The sequence below is a fragment of the Clostridium saccharobutylicum DSM 13864 genome (assembly GCF_000473995.1).
Taxonomy (GTDB): Bacteria; Bacillota; Clostridia; order Clostridiales; family Clostridiaceae; genus Clostridium; species Clostridium saccharobutylicum.
The window spans coordinates 1,365,235-1,388,202 of the sequence record NC_022571.1 but is presented as its reverse complement, the minus strand read 5'-3'; the positions used below and the strand labels follow the sequence as shown (position 1 = coordinate 1,388,202).

Sequence of the window (22,968 nt, the reverse complement as noted above, 5' to 3'; positions counted from 1 at the left end):
TCTTAATTTATTAATTTTTAACTTGTCCATTTTTTAGGATTCTTTGTTCACGTAGGAGCAAAATACATAGATGAACTGCTTGTATAATTTTTAATGCAAGCAGTTGTACTAAAATTGATTCCACTCAAAGAATTATTAAACGTTAAAATCAACTTAGCTTTACATTTAAACATTTATCTCGCCTCTAATATATTGAATTTTGTTTTTTAGCATATAAAATAACAAGTCAATGCACGATATGTATTTTTGTTCACGACAAAAGCAAACTAATAGTAATTTGTTGAGAAAACATACGATTAAGTATGACTTAAAAACAAACTACAATGTGACTTGTTATTTTTGAGTATGCCTCATATAACCATTATACCACTTTTATCCAAATCCAATTATTAAACAGAATTTCTTTAATATACGTTTGTATCCTTCTTATCATTTATTTTCTTCCATTTATCTAGCTTCTTTCAATTTTAACTCTACTTCCTCCAATTCCACATTCCGCTGGCGTAATTAAAAGCTTAACTGGAATTCTATTTTTTATACTTTCAACATGACTTATTATTCCAACCTTTAATTTATCATTATGAATTTTTTCTAGCGAACTCATAACCACATCTAGCAACTCGTCATCCAACGTTCCAAAACCCTCGTCTAAGAAGAACAATTCCAATGGTGCAGTTCCTTTTAGCTGAATTTGTGCTGATAATGATAATGCTAGAGATAACGATGCTAAGAATGTTTCCCCTCCAGAAAGTGTTGATGCATCTCTTGCAGCTCCACCATTTTTATAATCTCTAATTATAAATTTTCCATTTTCATCTACTTCCAATCCATAATTACCATGTGTTATTTCTTTTAATCTCTTGGATGCTTCTAACGAAACATATTTTAATTGATGTGATGCCACAAACTCAACAAATTTCTTTCCCTTAAATAATTTTTCTAAATCATTTAACAGCGCTAATTTATGGTCTAAACTTTTCTTTTTGTCTAAAAGTTCTTTTAACTCTTCAACTTTAGCTTTTATTCCCTTGACCTCTTCTTCAAGTTTAATTTTAATTTCATTGTGCTGCTTATATTCCTCATTCTTTTGAAGTCTTATAGCCATTATTTCCTCATATTGCTCTTTTGTTATTTTTCTTCCATCTATTTTTTTTGATAAACTTTCAAGTGCACCTTTTATTTTAGATAAACTATCCTTATACAATTCTACTTTTTCTTTATATTTATCAAGTTCTACCTTATCAATTATATTATTTTTAACTTCCCCTAATGTTTTAAAACCTTCTGAATCTATAGCTATTTCCAACTGTGCATGATTTTCATTTACTCTCTTATTAAGTTCATCACATTTACTGTTTGTTTTTATCAATGTCTCATTACATGATTCAAATTCTTTTTCTATTTTTGTTTTATTATTTTCACAATCGCCAAAAATTTCATTAATATATTTTATTTCTTTTTGAAGGTCAGCCAATAATTGATTTAAGTTTTTTTCTTCCCCAACTTTTGTTTTTATCAATTTAATTTTTTCTTCTTTATTCTTTTCAAAACCATAAAGATTAGCATTATTTTTAGCCAATTGTTCTTTTATAGCTGTTAATTCATTGTTAAAATTCACTCTCATTTTATCTAGTTCTTCTAATTTTTTTCTATTGCATTTTATCGTATTAGCTATACTTTCTCTACGTTTTTCACTTTCTTTTATTTCATCATTTTTTTTCTTGAAATTATCAACATTAATTTCATCTTTTAATAACACCAATTTATTTTGTATTAAATCTAATTCCTTTAAATCATCATCAATGTCTTTTTCAATTTCACTTATTTGCTTAGTACTTGCCATTACAACTTTTCTAAGAGCATTTATTTCTCCGCTTTCTGCTATTATTTCATTATTAATTTTATTGATTTTTCTCTCTAAATCTTCTTTTTCTTTTGTATATATTTCTAGTGAATTCTTTAATTTTTCAAATCTACTTTCTAATTCTTCTGTTGAATTTTCCTTGAATTCACTTCCAAGCTTATCGATTTCTTCTTTATTTAGTCTTATTTTATTATTAAAATTATCAAAACTATTTTCATACTTAGCTATATCATGATTAATATTATTAATAAAAGATTCTTTATTATTTATCTCATCTTCTATTAATTTTAAACTTGATACTTCTATAGGTTTTATATTTTCCTTAAAATGATGAACCGATCCACAAACTGGACATTCTTCGCCTTCATTAAGCTCTTCTCTAAGCTTTTGTGCTAGATTTTCTCTTAAAACTATTTTCTGCTCATCTTTTAATTTTTTAAGTTGTTCATTTATTATAATTAACTCTTGTTTTTTTGCTAATATTCTATTCTCTAAATCTTTAATTTCAACATGTGCGGAGGTTATTTCTTTATTTAATTTATTATAATTTTTCCATTTATCTCTGTTAATAACTAATACTTCTTGCAATTGTAATAAATCTTTTTGTTCTCCAGGACAACTTTCTATCAAATTCTTTAGTTTTTCACTTTCAGCCTTTAAGATTTCACTCTTTTCTTCAAGTTTAGCTTTTAGTTTTTTTCCATCAATTATATTTTTGTCATTCTCTTTTACTATTGAATTTTTCTTTTCCTTATTTTTGTTAATAATTAAGCTTAAGTTATTGTATTTTTCTTCCTCAATCATACCTTGCTGTACTTTTTCCTTAAAACTTTCATCAAGCCTTAATTTCTCATATGTCTTTTCATCTTCTTTTATTTCATTATTTTTAGAAACAATACTTTCATCTATATTTTTAAGTTTTATCTCAATTTCCTTATTCCTATGTTCTAACTTTTGAATTTCTATGTTTAATAAATTTATATCATTTTGTATTTTATATAATAATTTTTCTTCTTCTATAGCATCCTGTACTTTTTGTTCATGCAATATCAATTGGGGAAGTTTATTTTCCTTATCCTCTTTTGCCTTAATCCATGTTTTTTCTATATTTTCTTTTTCTTCTATGATTTTGCTTATCGTTAGATTTAATGCTTTTAATTCTTCCTTATTATTATTAAATTCATTAACCGTATTTTCATAAGCATTTATGTATGGTATAACTTTTTCTCCTGCTTCTCCTAATTTAATTTTCTCTAAAAATTGAGCTATCTCTTCTTCTTTTTCTTTCAATATTTCTTCTTTATTTTTATATTCATCAAATTCAAGACTAAGCTTCCAAAGTTCATCTGATTCTTTATATTGCTTTTCTATGTCTTCCAATGACTCCTTTAATCTTTCTAATGTTTCTTTAGAATTCTTAAGTTCTTCTTTCTTTTCATTCAATTTCTCTACAGTTACATCATCATATCCACTAAGCTGTCCAATTAATATATTATTATTAGTTCTTTCTTTACTAATTTGACCATTTAATTTTTTAGAAAGATTTTCACCATATTTTTGAAGATTGAACAATCGTTCAAGCATTTCTCTTCTTTCCTTACCCTCAAGTTTTAAAAATTCACTAAATTTTCCTTGAGGTAAAACAACAGTTCTTGTAAAATCATCTAAATTAAGTCCTATTATTTCCTTAACTGTGTCATTCACAGTTCCCACCTTATCAGCTAAAACTTGTTGTTCTTCCACATTAGTTATATCAATTATTTTGCACTTTCCTGAGATTGCATTACCTTCCTTATTTCTTTTAAATTCTCTTTCTGCAATATATCTTTTAACTTCTGCACCAGATATTTGAAACTCAAAACTAACATTTAACCTATCGCAATTTGTATTAATATAATTAGAGCTCTTTCTCGCAACATCTCCATACAAAGCTAAAGTTATACCATCTAAAATAGTGGACTTTCCACTTCCTGTTGGTCCAAATATACCAAAAAGACCTCTATCAGTTAACTTTTCAAAGTCTACAGTTTGTTCTTCAACAAAACTATTAAGGCCTTTAATTCTCAACTTAATTGGTTTCATCTAAAGCACTCTCCTCGCTTACAATTGATAAAAGTAAATCTACAACCTCTTCATCAGGTTCCACTTTTCGTTCCTTTTCATAAAATTCTTTAAATATATCTTCAAATGACTTTTCTGATAGATTCAAACCTTCACTATCATCCATGCTCAATCCTTTTACTTTAGGCATTATTTCAAGGATATCTTTCTTAAATTCCTTCATTTGCTTAATTTCGTCTTCTCTTATATACCTATCTGTTTTAACTTCTAAATAAACCCAACATTCTTTATCTTTATTTTCTTCACACATTAAAATTGCTTCTTCAATGCTATTACATTTCCATACTTCAATTGGTTTATATACTTTTAATGAAATTTCTCTTATTTCACATTCTTCATTTACCTTTGCATCAACAATAAAACATTTCTTTTCAAAGGAAATTTCTTTCTTATTGTAATGAATTGGTGAACCACAGTATCTTATTCTTTTTTGTGTACCAGGAACTACCTGCGGCTTATGAACATGACCTAAAGCTACATATTGAGATTCTTTAGGAAAACATTCTCCATCAACAATATAACTTCCCCCTAGTTGAATGCTTCTTTCAGAACCACCTTCTTCGCTCCCCATAGTAAATAAATGTGCTATTGCTAGATTTATAGTATCTTCTCTGTAATGCTGTTTCAATGAATTAAATAACAAAAAAATTCTATCACTATAAGATTTCACTTTTTCTTCTTCCTCATCCATACCATCATACAGAACTTCATTAAGTCTCTTTTCACTTGGATAAGGTACCGTTAATATAACAGATCTTTCACCATTTACTTCAATCTCAATAAATCCCTCTCCAGAATCTAAAACTTTATGTTTACCATATTGTCCACAAGGAACTACAGTTTTAGGAGTTCCAACCATAATAATTCCATGGTCACGAGCAAGTGGTCCTGCTGCAACTAATCTATCTGGATTATCATGATTTCCGGATATAACTAAAGTAAGTCTCTCTCCATTTTTAGATATTCTCTTTAAAGTATCATAAAACATCTTTTCAGCTCTCGCTGGAGGATTGGGATTATCATAAATATCTCCTGCAATCATTATTAAATCTATATTGTTTTCTTGAACAATATCTACAAAGTCATTCAAGAATTGTTCCTGTTCATCCATTCTGCTTTGTCCTTCTAAATTTTTTCCTAAATGCCAATCTGCTGTATGTAATATTCTCAAATTCCTACACCCTTTCTATTAAAATGTATTTCTTAATATATAATGATATTATAACGTAATTTAAAATCTTTTCTCCAATCATGTAAAATATACATTCACTACTCCAAAATTACAATTGCTTTAAACATCTGTTTCATTTTTTCTTCTTTGTTTTTCATATTGTTTATTTTCTTAAATTTCTTCTTTAAATTCATTTTTAAATTTTCTATATATTTTATAGTAAATGGCAGATATTCTTCCTTTTCTTTTATATATTCTTTTGAAAAAAATTCTTTACTCAATACAGTTGAAAATAATATTAACATTATACAATTATCTTTTATTAAGTTTTTTAACTTTTGATTTTCTCTTTGCATAACAAAATCATCAACTACATTAATTGTAAAATTAATAAGTTTGTTTACTATACAATCTAATTTATAGTTTACTGCAAGTTGTGATATTATAGTTACATGCTCATTGCTCAAATCTTCTCGTACATCTTGAAGATCATCTGCAATTTGCAACAATACTCCATAACCAACGCAAAATTTAATTTCTTCACTTGATAATTCACCATTAACAAGGTAACCATCAACAAGCACTGATGCTCCTCCCTTTTTTATTGATATACCTAAAATATCTCTTTCATATGGAATTGTCATTTCATCTTGCTGATTCAAACTAAGGACTTGACCATTTTGTATTTGCATCAGGCTATTGTATACCTTAGGATACTTTTCCCTATTAAAAACTTCTTCAATATTTTCAATTAATTTATATACTTTTTCTTCACACTCATTATTAGAACATATATTATATCCTTGCAGTCTTCGATATAATCTGCTATTAAAGTCTATCTTATCATTAATATCAATATCTGTATTATCTAAATAATTGTCTGTGTAAGGATAAAGCATACTATAACTAAAAACAGCATTTGAAAGTTCTATCTTTTCCTCTTTAATTGCTTGGATAATATTAATAATCCATACATTTCTCATAGCTTGACCAATGTCATTCATATCAATATCTTCATCAAAGTCTTTAGCTTTCTCAATAAATGTTTTTGTAATTTCAAAAAAGTCTTTTCTTAAAGTATTCTCAAAATCAATGTCAAAAATATAACTATTCTCTGTAAATTTATTGATAATTTGATTTAACTGTTCATTCCATATTTTTGTATCGTCATTAATATCAAATTTACATATTTGATTTATAAGTTTATCTATTAAATTATCAAATCTAGCCTCTCTAACTTTCTTTTCACTATAGTTTATTTTCTTTTTATTAAGTTTTAAATAACTGCTGCTATTCCACCACTTATCTCTAATTAAATTATAGTAATAATTTAATTCATCATTTACTTGCATACTTTTCATTGTATTATTCATTGAACTCTCCTAAGTATTTTTTTTAATGTGCCTTATAAGTTCTTAAACCTCTAATATTCATGAAACCTCTATTAATCAAAAAATATTTTCAACACTAATTTTCTATTTTATTTTAAAAATTAAACAACCATGGAATTAGCCTAATTATATCCATGGTTGTTTATAATTCTACACATAATAAAATAACATATGCATAAATTACTCAATTATTCTCATTTATTCATCTTCATTAAGTATTTCTTGAACTTCTTCAATACTTAATCCAGTTGCTTCAGCAATTTCATCTACTTCCTCAAATCCCATTAAATCATGCGCTAGTGAAATCATAAGTTTCTTAACATTTTCTTCAACTCTTGGCGGTAATTCTGACATGTCCGCTATATTTTCAGTCAAATCAAAATACTCTTCTTCATATTCTGATTGTTCACTTTGTCTAAAAAGCTTTCTCTTCCTAGCCTTTTCTCTATCATATTCATTAAGATATACAAGCTTATTATTATCAACTTCTAAATCTTCATCTGAAAATATATTTATACCTTCTTTTTCTAATATGTACGCGGTTACTCCCTTACCTTTAATTTTATTACCCGTAAATGTTCCATCATATACAAAATTGCATCCACATGAAGGACTTCCTTCTTTTAATATAGCATTAGTTGCTCCTACTTGGTTTGCAATCTTTAAAGTTTCATATGCTCCATCTAAAAATTGTTTTGTTACATCTTCACCTGAATTGCTTAAAGCTCTACCTTTTCCTTCAACAACTTCTTGTACACTAGAATTTAATTCTACTGGATTTCTTGGCGTAGGTAATCCACCTAATTGTTCTGGACATACTAAAACTGCTTTTCCTTCTTTAAATAATTTTAAACATCTTTCATTTAAATTATCTTTTCCATTATATTTACAATTAACTCCGCACAAGCATGCACTTATTATATACATAACATCACCTCCTATTTAGCAAATGGACTTGTTATTTTTTGAATATGCCTTAAGCTTTAAGCTCTACCATAGTAACTCCATCTCCACCTTCACCATATACACCTAGTCTATATGATTTAACATGTGGGTGTCTCTTAAGCATATCATTAATGGCTTTTCTAAGAATTCCAGTTCCTTTACCATGTACTATAGTCACTTCACCTAAATTAGCCATGTAAGCATCATCTAGATATTTATCTGCTTTATAACATGCTTCTTCTGCATCCAATCCTCTTAAATCTACTCTAGATTCTACATTACTTAAATTAAGCTTTACTTCTCTCTTCTTTCTTACTTTTTCAGCTTTTGTTTGGACAGTTTTTCTTAAATCTTTTGCCTTAACATTTATTTTCATTATACCAGCTTCAACTTGAACTTCTCCTCTACTGTCTGGCATAGAAATAACAATTACTTTTTGATTTAGAGAAGGTAAAAATGCTTCCATTCCAAGGATAATATTAGTTATAACTTCACCCTCATTTTCTTTCATTTTATGAAGACCTTTTTCTTTATTTTCTAAACTTTCCTTAAGCTTTTTACGTTCTTCTTCAAGTCTCTGTCTTCCACCACCTGAAATTCCCATCTTCTCTAGGTCTCTCATTGCCTTTAAGATTTCATCAGCTTCATCTTTTGCATTAGCTATAATTTCTTTTGCTTCTCGTCTAGCATCCATATAAGCTTTGTCTCTTGTAATTTCTAATCTCTCCAGCTTATCTTCAAATCTCTTTTTAAGTTGCTCCGCCTCTTCTTTAAGAATCTTAGCTTCTCTTGCATCTCTCTTAGCAATAATACTCTTTTCTTGGAGATCTCTAATTAAATTTTCAAATTGTAAATTTTCTTCTGACATATAAGATTTAGCTCTTTTTATTACACCTTCTACTAATCCTAATCTTTTAGAAATTTCGAAAGCATTAGACTTACCAGGCACTCCAATAAGTAATCTGTATGTTGGTCTTAATGTTTCTATATCAAATTCAACAGAAGCATTCTCAACACCATCTGTCTTTAACGCATATGCCTTAAGTTCACTATAGTGAGTTGTGGCAATTAATTTTGCACCTCTACTTCTTAAAGTTTCTAAGATAGATACTGCAAGTGCTGCTCCCTCTGCAGGATCTGTGCCTGAACCAATTTCATCAAAAAGAACTAATGATTTATCATCTACATGTTTCATAATTTCAACAATGTTTGTCATATGAGATGAAAATGTAGATAAACTTTGTTCTATGCTTTGTTCATCTCCAATTTCAGCAAAAACTTCATTAAAGAAAGCTATTGACGAATTATCTCTAGCTGGTATTAAAAGTCCACTTAATCCCATAATATGAAGAAGTCCAACAGTTTTTATAGTAACAGTCTTACCACCAGTATTAGGTCCTGTTATCATAAGTGTATCAAAATCTTCACCTAAATAAACATCAGATGGCACAACTTTATCATTTTCAATTAAAGGATGTCTTCCTGATAATATATTAAATATACCATCTTCCCTAACTATTGGTTTTACAGCATTTAACTTAGATGCATATCTTGCCTTAGCAAATATAAAATCAAACTCAATAAGTATTTTTAAATTACTTAAACATTGTTCTCCGCTATCTTTAACCTTTAATGAAAGAGCTGTAAGTATTCTATCTATTTCCGCTTTTTCCTTAAGTACTAATTCCCTTATTTCATTATTTAAATTAACTAAACTCATAGGTTCTATAAAGAAAGTCGCTCCAGTTGAGCTTTGATCATGTACAAGTCCTGGAACTGCACTTTTATATTCTGACTTTACAGGAAGTACATACCTATCTCCTCTCATAGTATATAAGTCATCCTGTAAGTACTTTGAATTGCTTTTAACTATAGAACTTATCTTTTCTCTAACTGAAGAATTCTTTTCCTTAAGACTTCTTCTTATATTATATAGGGTTTGGCTAGCTTTATCGCTAATTTCTTCTTCTGACACTATTGATCTTTCTATTTCATTTTCTAAACTCTTTACAGGAACTAGTATATAAGCTAAATCTTCAAGTCTTTCATAAGCTTTTTCTACTTCCTCTCTTTGAAAGAACTCTTTCATATTTCTAGAAGCTCTAAGCATACCTCCAACTTTTAATAACTGCTCTGGTGTTAAAGTTCCACCCTTTTTAGCCCTTTCTATTCCTTCATGTATATCAAAAAGACCTTCAAGTGGTGGATTTCCCTTTGTAATTAGAATTTCCAGTGCTTCATTAGTTTCTTCTAATTTATTATTAATTTCATACAAATTATTATAAGGCTCTAAAGCATCAATTCTCGCCTTACCTGCATTTGTACGTGCATATTTTTTAATTTTCTCTTTAATTTTATAAAATTCTAGTACTCTTAGAGATCTTTCATTCATTTATAACACATCCTTATCACTGTACACTGTTAGAATATTCAAAAATAACAAATCATTATACTAGTCTATTTTGCATAATACCTCATAAGTATATTCACTTAATAGTCTGACATGATTTAAATATACATCGCATCTTTAACTTTGCATTTTTTTCATATTCCTAATCATCTTTATTCTACGCCTCTTTTATAATGCCCCTTAGTATAAACCTTATTTTCAGCTTTCCTACCAGTATTAATTTGATTTAAAACATCTTTTACTTCTTCATAACTTTCGTCCGTAAAATCAATTCTAAAATTATTGACATTGAAAGACTTTAATTCGTCTATTTCTTCAATTAAGTTTATAGGTAATGAATTTAAAATATGGCTTCTGCAATTGTTATCTGTTAAAACTCTAAAACTTTCATTCATTCTATCTACTAAAACAAACTTATCCTTCATGCATTCACCATTACAATCTTTTTTAGCAGACTTATTTCCAAATGCACTTCCTATTGGACAATATTCACTAACCATAAGTTCAGTTTTACCATAAACATTAATTCCAACACTACAATTCATATTTTTCATTACTTCTTTGATTTCTTTTCTGTTTAATTCCAAACTCAAACATGGAATATCTACATCTTCAGCATAGAATTCTGCACTTTCTCTATTAAAAATATTTAACTTATAGTCACTTATTATAAATAGTTTGTCTCTATATATTTTGATTATTCCGGCATTAGACGTTATTATCCCTGTTATATATGAACTTACTTCATTAATTACTTTTAAAATCTCAGTAAATTCTTGTTTTATTATATTAGGTACTCTTAAATAAATATTCTTTTCTTCTTTTCCTTGTTCTAATAATTCCTTTAAATCATTTTTATTTAAAGCATTCTTATGTCTGCTAAAAAAAATGTCTAAGGCTATATTTTTGACATTATTGTTTTCCATTAAAGCAGATAATTGTTCCTTTGTAATACAACTATATATTAATCCTAAACTTTCATTAGATTTTATACTTTTAGGCTTTATAGATTCTTGAACTCTTTTTCTCCTAATAGATGTATCCTTTAAAATCTTTTCAAATAATTCTCTTCTCAAATTATTTATAGATGCTATTCTTATAAATCCATCATCAAAATATGTAAATTCTATTTTATCGAACTTATAAGGAATCTCACCAGATTTCTTTAAAGCTTCCTCTACTCTTTCTTTAGTTAATGGCTTATTAGTTGCCTCTTCTACCATTTCTCCATAAACTTTATATTGTTTATTGTTAAACTTAGCTGTAATAATTAGTGGTGAATTAACTTTAAATTCAACTTCTCCCTCAATAGAAATCTTTCTTTTATATGGTTTTACACACTCTTTCAAATCATCATATAATCTTTTATCAGACATCTTAAATAATCTATAGCCTTTTTTATATCCACCTATTGGGAATAATTTAACCTTATCACCTTTAGATGCTTGATTCACTTCCTTGCCATTGCATATTATCTTGCTTAAAGTGAATCCATCATCATTAAATCTTATTCCATCGCCTAATCCAACATTCGTTTCTAACACCACTTCATTGTTGTCAGTAACTTTACCTAAATATACACCTGTATTTTTAGGATAATTATAACTCATCATATCTTTTCCTACATTTTTATATAGATATGCTTTAGCAAAACCTTCCCTATTAAACAATTGAGCTAATTCATTTTTCCCCTTATTTAAATCAAACTTTTTATGCTTTTCTACTTTATCTATGGCTTTTCTATAATTTCGAATAACACCAGCCACATATTCTGGCTTTTTCATTCTACCTTCAACTTTTAAAGATGAAGTTCCACTTTTTATAATATCTTCTATATCTTCAATGAAACTTGTATCCTTTGGACTTAAAAGATAAGCTTTTCTTTCCCCTAAAGTTTCCCCTTTTAAATTATATTGCATTCTACATGGCTGAGCACATCTTCCTCTATTACCACTTCTTCCCCCGATCATAGAACTCATTAAACATTGTCCTGAATAACATACACACAATGCTCCATGAACAAACATCTCTGTTTCAATCCCTAAATCTTTTGATATATATTTAATTTCATCTAAAGAAAGTTCTCTAGATAGGACTATTCTATGCAAACCTTTTTCTCTAAAATATAAGGCACCTTCACCATTATGTACTGTTATTTGAGTTGATGCATGTAATTCAAATTCTGGATATACACTTTTTATCAAACTAATAAGTCCTGTATCCTGAATTATTAATGCATCTACTCCAATTTCATATAAATATCCAACATACTTCAAAGCTTCTTGTAACTCACTTTGTTTTAAAAGTGTATTCACTGTTATATGAACCTTAACTCCATAGCTATGTGCATAGTCCACTGCTTTTATCATAGTTTCATTATCAAAATTTGAAGCATAAGCTCTTGCAGAAAATTTACTTCCCCCAAGATATACCGCATTTGCGCCATTATTTATAGCTGCAATTAAACTCTCCATACTACCTGCTGGAGCTAGTAATTCAATTTTATTCATAACATTCCTCTTTACATCATATATTTATTCTTTTAGTATTAGCTAACACAATACATGGTTAACTTTTATTTTTATATCATATTTAAACTTAAATTGTATTTTTATTAAATCAGATAAGTTTTACATTTGTATATTTTAACTTATTAAACTATACAAATGTCAAATAAATTTTATCATTCCATATTAAATCTTAACCATTGAATATAAATGCGTCAAGTTTATATAAAAATATTAATAGTTTCATATAAATAATTATATATATTCCTTAATAATAGTAAATTAATAAATAGGACACATATATGTGCAACAGGGATTTGAAACTTCCCTGTACTCAAACATATATGTATCCTATTTCGTTTTTTACTTATTATAGTTTTATTATTACACTGCTATTTTTTTCTTACAATAGGTCCTACTTGTCCTTTTTTTATTTTAGCAATTTCTATTTCTGTATCTATTACCTTAGCTTGCAATTCAAATAATTTATGTTTAGATTTTCTTGATTCATCATTAAGCTTTTCATTTTCGCTACTCAAAGCTTCTTTTTCTTTCTCTAACATTAATATAGATTTTTCTAAATGAGTTAATAACTTGTTCTTTTCTTCTAATTCTTCTTTAATTTTTAATAATGATGTATCTTTAACAGTAACTTCTTCATTTAAATTTTTTAACCTTTCTTCTTTATCCTCTATTTCTTTATACTTAAGCTTTATTTCTTTTTTATTTTCTTCATTTGCTATGTGTGCCTCATTCTGTAACTTCTCATTGTGTTTATTAGCAAGTTCTATTTCTTCCTTTAAAGCTTCTATTTCTTTATCATATTGTTCAATTTCATTAGATAATTCGTCATTTACATCTCTTATACTTACTAATTCATTATTTAAAGAGACTTGTTCTCCTCTTAATTTATTAATTTCATTGTCTAAACTTTCCTTAATTTTATTCAATGAATTTAATTTATTTGTAAGTTCACCATTTTTATCATTAAGTTCGTTTACTTTCTCTCTATATATTGAAATTTCTTTATCTGACTCATCAAATAAATCATTTAATTGTTTGTTTAACTTTTCCTTTTCCAAATCACTTTCTTCTACTTTTTTTAATAATTGGATATTGCTATCTTTTTCAATGTCCAATTGTTTATTTAACTCAGCTTCTTGTAATATTAATTTCTCTATTTTATTTTTTAATGTTTCTTTTTCTGAATTCATTTTTGTATTAAGCTCATTGTTAAGATTAATTTGTTGCTCTAGTTTCTTCTTGCATACATTAAATTCTTTATCACATTCATTATATAAAACATTTAGGTCTTCTAGCTGTTTTTTACATAAGTTATATTCTTTATTTAACAATTCATTTCTACTTATCTCATTTTCTAAACTTAGTTTTACTTTTTCTAACTGTTCTTGATTGTTTACTAAGTTTATCTCAAGTGTTTTATTGTTTTCTTTCAATGATAAGTTTTCTTTATTCAAAATATTTTTAGCATCATTTAGTGTTTGTAATTCTTTATTTAATCTATGTTCTTTATTTTTAGCCTCATCTATTTTTTTATGAAGAGCTTTATTTCTTTCTTTACATTCAGTAACTTCTTTAGTTAACATCTCATTAGAATTTTTACTCTTTTTAGCTTCAATCGTTATTTGCTTATTTTCTTGGTTTAATTTAATCTTGTCAGTTTTTAATTCATTAATCTGAGAATTTAATTCATCGATAGTTTTTTTCAAACCTTTGCACTCTTCACTTAATTCTGCTTCTTTTCTTCCAAAATCATTTTGAGTATTTATTTTTTCTTTAAGAATACTTTCTAATTTCAAATTAATCTCATCAACTTTTTTCTTTAATGAAAGATTTTCTGCATCAGCTGATGCCTTAGCCTTTATAGTATCTTCTAATTGTGAATCACACTCATAAAGTTCATCTGCAATATTTACTGCTGCCAAAACTGTTGCTGCACTTGTGCTAAGAGTTGATTTTTTTGACGCTATTTCTTTAATTCTCCCATCAACATAATTTGCTAACCCCATTAAATACTTTTCATCTTTTTCCCCTTTTAAATTATAATTCATACCATTTATATTAACTGTCACTTTGATCATAATAGCACCTCGTAAAATTCTTTATTATCTTTAATTATATGGCATATTAACTAATAAAACAATTATGTAACCTTAAGTAAAAAACGAATTTTTCAGTTTACTTGTTAAAATTTATTCATTTTGAGTATGCAAATGAAATTTATATGTTAATTTTAAAAATATTTTCTTAGTTTTTATTTTTTGTGCTATACTTATTGTGATTATCTAAAAACCTTATATTTTTGTTACTTAATTTAAGGTTCACTTAGGCACATGAAAATAAATAGTAGACCAAAGTTCGTAGCATATAACGTGCTAGACAATGAAACAAATTTTGCTTATAGGGAGTTCTATTAGCAGACTTTGCCAACACAGTATCATTTATATTCACGTATACTGATCTATTATTTTTTGATTAAGCCTTAAAATATGTTAAAGAAAATTCAATTAGGTGGTGAGTACAATAAATATCAATTCTATTTTAAGCATATTTTTATCAAAAATTACGGCATTTCTTGCAAAACATATTGTAAAAGGTGGAAGTAATTTCCCTGGTAAAATAGCATTAAAACTTGATAAAACAATTTTAAAGACAGTCAGCAAGGGATACAAAGTAATTTTAGTAACTGGAACTAATGGTAAAACAACAACAACTAGTATGATTTATAATATTTTAAAGGAAAATGGTCTTAATGTTATTACAAATAATACTGGTGCTAATTTATATCCTGGTATTGTAGCTTGCTTTGTTTCAAATTTTTCTTTTTTCAAAAAGAAAAAATCGCCTTACGCTGTTATTGAAGTCGATGAAGCTAATGTTAAATTTATTACAGAGCACTTGACTCCTGAAATAATAACTGTAACTAATTTATTTAGAGACCAACTAGATAGATATGGCGAAGTTTATACAACTTTAGTTAAAATTTTAGAAGGTGTTTCTAAAGTTCCAACATCTAAATTAGTTTTAAATGGAGATGAATCTTTACTAGGTAAACTTAATATAAAAAATCCGTGTGTATACTATGGTTTTAACACTCCAATTAAAGAAAATGCTTCATTAGATTTAAATGCTGATGCAAAATTTTGCAAGTTTTGTAAGGCCCCATATAGTTATAACTTGGTAACTTATAATCATTTAGGTGATTTTTACTGTCCCGAATGTGGCTATAAACGACCTGATCTGTCTTATGCAGTAAATAAAATTTTTGATTTAACAGCTGAGAATTCTTCTGTTTTAATAAACTCTACTGAAGTTTTTATAAGTCAATCAGGTGCTTATAATATTTACAATGGTTTATGTGCCTTTGCAATAGCTAAAGAACTTGGCGTTGAAGATTCCATAATAAAATCTTCTCTTCAAAATCAAAGTTCAAGTTTCGGTAGGCAGGAACAAATAACTATAGATGATAAAGATGTACAAATAATTTTGGTGAAAAATCCAGCTGGATATAATCAAGCGTTGGATACACTTTCTCTTAATAAAAATGAATTTTCAGCAGTGTTTATGTTAAATGATAACTATGCTGATGGACGTGATGTATCTTGGATATGGGATGTAGATTTCGAAAAAATTTCTACATTAAAGATAGAAGATATTTTCGTATCAGGAATGAGAATGTATGATATGGCTGTAAGATTAAAAGTTGCAGGCTTAAATGTTGATAAATTTATTTTAGAAGAAGATTATGAACAATTAACTAATAAAGTTAAGCAATCTAAATCAAAAAAGATATATATTCTTGCAACTTATACTGCAATGATTAATTATAGAAAGTACCTTCATTCAAAGGGTTATATTAATAAATTATGGTAATAAAGGAGGCCTTAGACTTATGGAATTAACTATTTGTCACCTATATCCAGATTTATTAAATGTCTATGGCGATGTAGGTAACGTGCTAATTTTAAAACATAGAGCTACACTTAGAGGAATTGATATAAATATAATTAATTGCTCTCTAAATGAAACTATAGATAAGGACAACATAGATATTATTTTCTTCGGTGGCGGTCAAGACTATGAACAATCTATAGTTTCAAATGATTTAAATACTGTAAAAAAAGAAGCTATAACAGAATATATAGAGAGTGGTAAAGTTTTTCTTGCCATATGTGGAGGCTATCAATTATTAGGTAAATACTATACTGCTCCAAATGGAGAAAAAATAAATGGACTTGGTATTTTAGATATTTATAGTGAAGGTGGAGATACTAGATTTATTGGAAATACTGAAATATATAATGAAAAGTTTAATGAAACTTATGTAGGTTTTGAAAATCACTCTGGAAGAACATATATAAACAATCATACTCCACTTGGAAAATGCATTCACGGATATGGTAATAACGGTTCTGATGGTTATGAAGGCTGCATATATAAGAATACCTTTGGTTCTTACTTCCATGGTTCCTTTTTATCAAAGAATCCTGAATTTGCAGATAGACTTTTAACTTTAGCTCTTCAAAATAAATATGGCAATGATATAAAATTAGAATCATTAAAAGATGATTTTGAATTAAATGCAAAAAAAGCTATAATTGAAAGATTAAAATAATAAGAAACTTAGAAAACATAATAAGGACAGCAGATAGTTTTATATAACAAACATCTACTGTCCATATTATTTATATTCCTAACATTAAATATTTTCAAAAAAAGCATACTTTCAGAATTTAACTACATAATAACCATCGTTCCTATGTATACCTTTTCAAAAAACATTAAATTAACACTCTTAAAAATATATTATTATGGCTTCATCTCAATTCCTTTCTTTTCAGCACCATTATTATCATAATGGTGTCTAAATGATTGTTCTATTTCCTCTAATGATTTGCCATATGTTTCTGGTGCACATTTATAGATGAATATACCGCCTATCACTGACGATGCTATAAATACTACGAATGCTCCAGATAAACCAAAGTTTGCTAATAATATAGGGAATACAAAACCTACTATAAAGTTAGCTACCCATAAAGCAAATGCTGATATCCCCATTCCCAAACCTCTTAATCTTAATGGGAAAATTTCTGATATTAATAGCCAAGTTAATGGTCCAAGAAATGCTTGGAAGAAAGCTATATAAACAATAGTACATATTATTACAACAAAAGGAAGCATAGATGAACCTTGTAAGACATTTGTAACAACAGATAACGCTGTCATCGCTATAGTAGTTCCAGTTATTCCAAGTAAATATAACTTTCTACGATGATATTTATCACCAACACATTTTACAAAAAATATAGCTGCTATAACAGACATTAATCCATTTCCTATATTAGCAATTAATGCTACCTTTGTACCAAATCCAGCTTGTTCCAAAATTGATGTTCCATAATACATCATTATATTAATTCCAGCAATTTGTTGTGTAATACCTATTCCAACTCCAATTAACACAATACGACGAATCCAAGGAATAGATAAATCTGAAAATGATGCCTTGTCTAAATGTTTTTCTGCTTCAATATTCTTATTTATTTCTTCTAATTCTGCTTCTGCTTCTGCTTTATCACGAATTTGTTTTAAAACTTCTAATGCTTTTGCTGCTTTTCCATTAGATGCTAACCATCTTGGTGTTTCAGGAAGTACCATCATTCCAAACCACAATACAATTGCTGGAATAGTAGCAAGTACTATCATATAACGCCATACACCAGCATTATCAGCAAAAAGATTTCCTAATACAGCATTTATAACATAAGCTACCAATTGCCCAGTTACAATCATCAGTTCATTTTTAGATACTATACTGCCTCTTAAATGCATAGGTGCTAACTCTGCTAGGAATGTTGGCACAATAACTGATGCCCCTCCTACAGCTAACCCTAAAATAAATCTAGAAACAATCATAATATTTGCATCAGGTGCAATTGAACAAGTTATAGTTGCAAAAAAGAATATAATAGCTAACATTCTTATTATTTTTTTTCTACCATATTTATCAGATAAACGTCCTCCAATTACCGCACCAAACGCTGCCCCTAATGTTAATATACTTGTAACAAGACCTTCATTCATAGGGTTCAAATTCAGTTGATCAGGTCTTTTCATAAAACTTAATGCTCCATTAAATACACCTGTATCATATCCAAATAATAAACCTCCAAAAGTTGATATAACTTGTATTTTTCTCAAATTACTTTTTTTCTTAATGTTATAAGAACCTTGTTCCATTCTAATTCCTCCTTATCTATTTTAAATAATTAGGATCATTCAGAATTACGCAAGTATTTTTGTAATTTTTTTTTCATATCAATACTACTTTTCTTTATATATGTTATAGATGCTTTATTCTGATTTCAACATATTAGGCACATGAAAGCAAATAATAAACTAAATATATTTCATGTAAAACACTGAAATATTTTTGACTCATAGCGAACTATTAGCAAAAATTGCCGACACAGTATGACTCAAAATAATCTATCATACTGTTCTATTATTTTTCATTGTGCCTTAGTAACTTACATCTATTTAATCGTAAGGTAACTAAATATTATCATTATATTATTTTATAAAAAATATTAGTTACCAAACTTAATAGATTTTGTTCATTTGAAATCATTTATAAAATTTTAATTTGTTTTTAAAATCCTATTTTTTCTTTAATGTATTTTCTAGCTTTCATTGCATATTCAAAAGGATTTGCAATTGCTGGATCCTGCTCCGCTTCAACTAATAGCCAGCCTTCATAATTGTTTTCTTCTAATGCCTTAAATATTGGCTCAAAATTTATGCATCCATCTCCTGGTACAGTAAATGCACCTGCTCTTACTCCCTTTAAGAAACTCATTTTTTCTTTTTTAACTTTTTCTAAAACCTCTGCTCTTATATCTTTTAAATGAACATGTTTAATTCTGCTAGCGTATTTATTTAATATTGCAATTGGATCTTCTCCTGAATAAACCAAATGACCTGTATCGAATAATAAATACACTAAATTTTCATCAGTCATGCTCATTAATTTATCAATTTCACCAGTAGTTTGTACTCCAGTGCCCATATGATGGTGATAAACAATTTTCATTCCTTTATCTTCTGCTAATTTTCCAAGCTTATTAAGACCATGTGCCAATAGATTCCATTCATCTTCATTAAAATGATATTTTCCATCAAATATTGGAGTATCCATTTGGCCTTGAATACTATGCCCTTGCTCTGAAACAACTATTACTTTTGCGCCCATTTCATTTAAGAAATCCCTATGCTCTATAAATGCTTTTTCTGTTTCTTCATAAGGCTTAGTAGTTAAAAATGAACTAAACCAAGCACTTGCAATTTGAATGTTTCTAATCTCTAAAGCTCTTTTTAAAACGTTTGTATCCTTAGGGTACTTATTTCCAACTTCTGTACCACTAAATCCTGCAAGAGCCATTTCACTAACAGCTTGTTCAAATGTATTTTCTTTTCCTAAATCAGGCATATCATCATTAGTCCATCCAATTGGGCATATTCCAACTTTTATTTTTTTACTATCAAACATGTTAACTCCCCCTATTCTTTATTATTAATATTTTATTTCCGATACTTTAACTGGTCTATTTTCGTGTAAAGATTTTGTTGCTGCATCTCCTATTAATACAGCTTTTAACCCATCATCAGCACTTACTGATACGTCTGTATCATTTACAATTGCATCAATAAATTCTGTAATCTCTTCTGCATAAGCTTGCATATATCTTTCTAAGAAGAAGAATAATGGTTTTTCACCAGTCACTCCATCTTTAGTTGATACTACTGCTTTAGAAGTGCTATCATTTCCTACTGCCACCTGACCAAGAGATCCAAATACTTCTGCTCTTTGGTCATATCCATAAGCTGATTGTCTTGAATTATCGATTACTGCTATTGCACCATTGGCCATTTTTAAAGTTATAATTGCTGTATCAATATCTCCTGCTTCGCCTATAGCCTTATCAACTAATACATTACCTGCTGCATAAACCTCTACAACATCACTACCTAAAAGATATCTAGCCATATCAAAATCATGAATTGTCATATCTAAGAATATTCCTCCGGATACCTTTACATAATCGATTGAAGGTGGTTCAGGATCTCTTGAAGTTATTTTAAGAATATGTGGTTCTCCAATTTTACCTTCAACAACTGCATTTCTTACTGCTCTGAAATTGTGATCAAATCTTCTATTAAACCCTACTTGATATTTAACTTTAGATTTGTTAAGTTCATCAATTACTTCTTTAATTCTTGCTAAGTCATGATCAATTGGTTTTTCACAAAATACATGTTTACCAGCTTTTATTGCTTCTATAGAAATTTTCGAATGAGTATCTGTTGATGAACATATAAGAACCGCATCTATTTCTGGATCTTCTAATATCTTTTTATAATCCTTATATACATTTGGAATTCCTATTTCTTTTGCCCAGTTTTCTGTAGCTTCATTTAAAAATACATCAGCTATAGCTTTTACTTCAGCATTTTTAACATACTTTGAGATACTTTCCCCATGTACTTTTCCAATTCTTCCTGTACCAATAATTCCAACCTTTAACATAAAACATCTCTCCTCTAATATTTTTTTGCATTTTTAAGTTGATTTTGACTATATTCAAAAGCGTCGTTAATAGACTTTTTGCCTGACACTTCAGCTAATCCAACATGCCACCATGACTCGTATCCATCAGTCATTGTCTTTGGTAAGACTTTAATATCAATTAAAGTAGAAATCTTTTCTTTCTTTGCATCATTTAATGCATTTTCTAACTCTTCAAGCGTTGTTGCTGTATATGTTTTAACTCCATATCCACTTGCTGCTTTAGCAAAATCTATAGGTATTAAACCTCCATTAAGTTCTTCTGTGTCATTATTTCTATATCTAAATTCTGTAGCAAGATTGCCTATTCCATTAGACATTTGTAGATTATTAATACATCCAAATCCACAATTATCAAATAATAATACATTTATCTTTTTATGCTCTTGAAGTGAAGTTACTAGTTCTGAATGTAACATTAAATAACTTCCATCCCCTACCATTGTATAAACTTCTTTATCTGGATCTGCTAATTTACATCCTAAACTTGCAGCTATTTCATATCCCATGCATGAATATCCATATTCCATATGATATGAATTTATTGCGTCAGTCTCCCACATTCTTTGTAAATCACCTGGCAAACTTCCAGCTGCTCCTACTACAATTGCATCTTTATCAATATTTTTTCGTATTAAGCCCAGTGCAGCTGTTTGAGTAATTGTTCCATTAGTTAACTCTTTAAACTCTTCTACGCTACTTTCATTTCTAGCTTTTATAATAGGAACAAAATTGTCTGTATATTTTATATTAACTAGTCTATCCATTTCATTTTTCCATGATTGTTTTGCATTTTTTATTTCATCTATATATGATGAAATATATTCTTCTTTTTCAAGACGTTTGTAAAGATTCTCTATACAAACTTTAGCGTCTCCAACCATTTTATAGGCATCTAGCTTACTTCCATGAAATTTTGATAAATTTATTGTAATAAAGTCTACATCTTTATTTTTAAATAATGCTTTTGATGATGTTGTAAAATCTGAAAATCTAGTTCCTATTCCAATTACTAAATCAGCATCTTTAGCAATTGTATTTGCTGCTAAATTACCGGTTACACCTATGCCACCCAAATTAATACCGCAGCTTGATTTAACAGAACTTTTTCCTGCTTGAGTTTCTGCTATCGGAATGTTAAACCTTTCAGCAAATTTTTCTAATACTTCTCCTGCCTCAGAATATCTTACTCCTCCACCACAAATAATTATTGGTTTCTTTTTATTTTTGATTAAATTTACGCATTCGTTAAACTCTTCTTCTACTGCTAATGGTCTTGTAATTTTATAAACACGTTTTTTAAAGAAATATTCAGGAAAATCAAAACTTTCACCTTGAACATCTTGTGGTAAAGCTATACATACAGCCCCTGTTTCTGCTGGATCTGTAAGCACTCTCATTGCATTTATCATTGCAGACATTAATTGTTCTGGTCTAGAAACTCTATCCCAATATTTACAAACAGGTTTAAATACATCATTTGTTGTAATTCCCATATTATAAGATTGCTCAAGTTGTTGAAGTACTGGATCTGGCTGCCTTGTAGCAAATGAATCTCCCGGGAACATAAGTAATGGAATGTTATTTACTGTTGCAGCAGCCGCAGCCGTAACCATATTAGCTGCTCCTGGTCCTATTGATGTTGAACAAGCTATTATTTTTCTTCTATTATTTTGTTTTGCAAAGGCTGATGCAACATGTGCCATGCCTTGTTCATTTCTTCCTTGATAAACTTTTAAACTTCCAGGATTCTCATCTAAAGCTTGTCCCAAGCCTACAACTATGCCATGACCAAATATCGTAAACACTCCATCAATAAATCTATCTTCTTTTCCATCAAATGAAATATATTGATTATTTAAAAATTTAACTAGTGCTTGAGCTGTTGTCATTTTAATAGAATTCATAA

The 22,968-nt window shown here is 28.3% G+C and carries 14 protein-coding genes; 2 read left to right on the top strand and 12 right to left on the bottom strand.

The annotated features are described in order from the left end of the window. Positions 1 to 47 precede the first annotated feature (47 nt). The 8 genes from CLSA_RS24225 to zapA form a co-directional block, all read right to left on the bottom strand. Complete coding sequence (locus CLSA_RS24225) at positions 48 to 173, bottom strand: hypothetical protein (RefSeq protein ID WP_257788107.1); 126 nt, start codon at positions 171 to 173, stop codon at positions 48 to 50. A 278-nt stretch (positions 174 to 451) separates the two neighbouring features. Continuing rightward, positions 452 to 3,946, bottom strand: coding sequence for an AAA family ATPase (locus CLSA_RS05980; RefSeq protein WP_022744511.1), 3,495 nt, complete (start codon positions 3,944 to 3,946; stop codon positions 452 to 454). Then, complete coding sequence (locus CLSA_RS05975; RefSeq protein ID WP_022744510.1) at positions 3,933 to 5,156, bottom strand: exonuclease SbcCD subunit D; 1,224 nt, start codon at positions 5,154 to 5,156, stop codon at positions 3,933 to 3,935. The genes CLSA_RS05980 and CLSA_RS05975 overlap by 14 nt, the downstream gene beginning before the upstream one ends. Positions 5,157 to 5,254: 98 nt before the next feature. After that, positions 5,255 to 6,529 (bottom strand): hypothetical protein, encoded by a 1,275-nt coding sequence (locus tag CLSA_RS05970; protein WP_022744509.1) that lies wholly within the window; start codon positions 6,527 to 6,529, stop codon positions 5,255 to 5,257. 216 nt (positions 6,530 to 6,745) lie between these two features. Beyond that, entirely contained in the window at positions 6,746 to 7,474 is a 729-nt protein-coding gene (locus tag CLSA_RS05965) for a 2-thiouracil desulfurase family protein (protein ID WP_022744508.1), read from the bottom strand. Positions 7,475 to 7,523: 49 nt separating this feature from the next. Then, positions 7,524 to 9,884, bottom strand: a complete 2,361-nt coding sequence (locus CLSA_RS05960; protein WP_022744507.1) for an endonuclease MutS2 — start codon at positions 9,882 to 9,884, stop codon at positions 7,524 to 7,526. A 170-nt stretch (positions 9,885 to 10,054) separates the two neighbouring features. Continuing rightward, entirely contained in the window at positions 10,055 to 12,412 is a 2,358-nt protein-coding gene (locus CLSA_RS05955; protein ID WP_022744506.1) for a U32 family peptidase, read from the bottom strand. Between the two features lie 389 nt (positions 12,413 to 12,801). Further along, positions 12,802 to 14,511 (bottom strand): cell division protein ZapA, encoded by a 1,710-nt coding sequence (zapA, locus tag CLSA_RS05950; protein WP_022744505.1) that lies wholly within the window; start codon positions 14,509 to 14,511, stop codon positions 12,802 to 12,804. Positions 14,512 to 14,944: 433 nt separating this feature from the next. Here zapA and CLSA_RS05945 point away from each other — a divergent pair, with 433 nt between their 5' ends. Both CLSA_RS05945 and CLSA_RS05940 read left to right on the top strand, forming a co-directional pair. Beyond that, positions 14,945 to 16,303 carry a Mur ligase family protein gene (locus tag CLSA_RS05945; protein ID WP_041716491.1) on the top strand — a complete coding sequence of 453 codons (1,359 nt, stop codon included), beginning with the start codon at positions 14,945 to 14,947 and terminating at the stop codon, positions 16,301 to 16,303. Positions 16,304 to 16,322: 19 nt separating this feature from the next. Next, on the top strand, positions 16,323 to 17,045 hold the full coding sequence (locus tag CLSA_RS05940) for a type 1 glutamine amidotransferase (RefSeq protein WP_022744503.1): 723 nt from the start codon (positions 16,323 to 16,325) through the stop codon (positions 17,043 to 17,045). Between the two features lie 194 nt (positions 17,046 to 17,239). Here CLSA_RS05940 and CLSA_RS05935 read toward each other — a convergent pair whose 3' ends face one another. The 4 genes from CLSA_RS05935 to iolD form a co-directional block, all read right to left on the bottom strand. After that, complete coding sequence (locus tag CLSA_RS05935; protein WP_022744502.1) at positions 17,240 to 18,673, bottom strand: sugar porter family MFS transporter; 1,434 nt, start codon at positions 18,671 to 18,673, stop codon at positions 17,240 to 17,242. 412 nt (positions 18,674 to 19,085) lie between these two features. Beyond that, on the bottom strand, positions 19,086 to 19,982 hold the full coding sequence (gene iolE, locus CLSA_RS05930; RefSeq protein ID WP_022744501.1) for a myo-inosose-2 dehydratase: 897 nt from the start codon (positions 19,980 to 19,982) through the stop codon (positions 19,086 to 19,088). A 24-nt stretch (positions 19,983 to 20,006) separates the two neighbouring features. Continuing rightward, positions 20,007 to 21,020: an inositol 2-dehydrogenase gene (gene iolG / locus CLSA_RS05925; RefSeq protein ID WP_022744500.1), complete on the bottom strand. Its 1,014-nt coding sequence runs from the start codon at positions 21,018 to 21,020 to the stop codon at positions 20,007 to 20,009. Between the two features lie 14 nt (positions 21,021 to 21,034). Continuing rightward, positions 21,035 to 22,966, bottom strand: a complete 1,932-nt coding sequence (iolD, locus tag CLSA_RS05920) for a 3D-(3,5/4)-trihydroxycyclohexane-1,2-dione acylhydrolase (decyclizing) (protein ID WP_022744499.1) — start codon at positions 22,964 to 22,966, stop codon at positions 21,035 to 21,037. Positions 22,967 to 22,968: the final 2 nt, after the last annotated feature.

What these genes read in the sequence shown, in the direction of transcription:
- CLSA_RS05965 (WP_022744508.1), bottom strand. Translation starts at nt 7,474, where the DNA reads ATGTATATAATAAGTGCATGCTTGTGCGGAGTTAATTGTAAATATAAT.
- iolD (WP_022744499.1), bottom strand. Translation starts at nt 22,966, where the DNA reads ATGAATTCTATTAAAATGACAACAGCTCAAGCACTAGTTAAATTTTTA.
- CLSA_RS05970 (WP_022744509.1), bottom strand. Translation starts at nt 6,529, where the DNA reads ATGAATAATACAATGAAAAGTATGCAAGTAAATGATGAATTAAATTAT.
- CLSA_RS05980 (WP_022744511.1), bottom strand. Translation starts at nt 3,946, where the DNA reads ATGAAACCAATTAAGTTGAGAATTAAAGGCCTTAATAGTTTTGTTGAA.
- CLSA_RS05935 (WP_022744502.1), bottom strand. Translation starts at nt 18,673, where the DNA reads ATGGAACAAGGTTCTTATAACATTAAGAAAAAAAGTAATTTGAGAAAA.
- zapA (WP_022744505.1), bottom strand. Translation starts at nt 14,511, where the DNA reads ATGATCAAAGTGACAGTTAATATAAATGGTATGAATTATAATTTAAAA.
- CLSA_RS05940 (WP_022744503.1), top strand. Translation starts at nt 16,323, where the DNA reads ATGGAATTAACTATTTGTCACCTATATCCAGATTTATTAAATGTCTAT.
- CLSA_RS24225 (WP_257788107.1), bottom strand. Translation starts at nt 173, where the DNA reads ATGTTTAAATGTAAAGCTAAGTTGATTTTAACGTTTAATAATTCTTTG.
- iolG (WP_022744500.1), bottom strand. Translation starts at nt 21,020, where the DNA reads ATGTTAAAGGTTGGAATTATTGGTACAGGAAGAATTGGAAAAGTACAT.
- CLSA_RS05955 (WP_022744506.1), bottom strand. Translation starts at nt 12,412, where the DNA reads ATGAATAAAATTGAATTACTAGCTCCAGCAGGTAGTATGGAGAGTTTA.
- iolE (WP_022744501.1), bottom strand. Translation starts at nt 19,982, where the DNA reads ATGTTTGATAGTAAAAAAATAAAAGTTGGAATATGCCCAATTGGATGG.
- CLSA_RS05960 (WP_022744507.1), bottom strand. Translation starts at nt 9,884, where the DNA reads ATGAATGAAAGATCTCTAAGAGTACTAGAATTTTATAAAATTAAAGAG.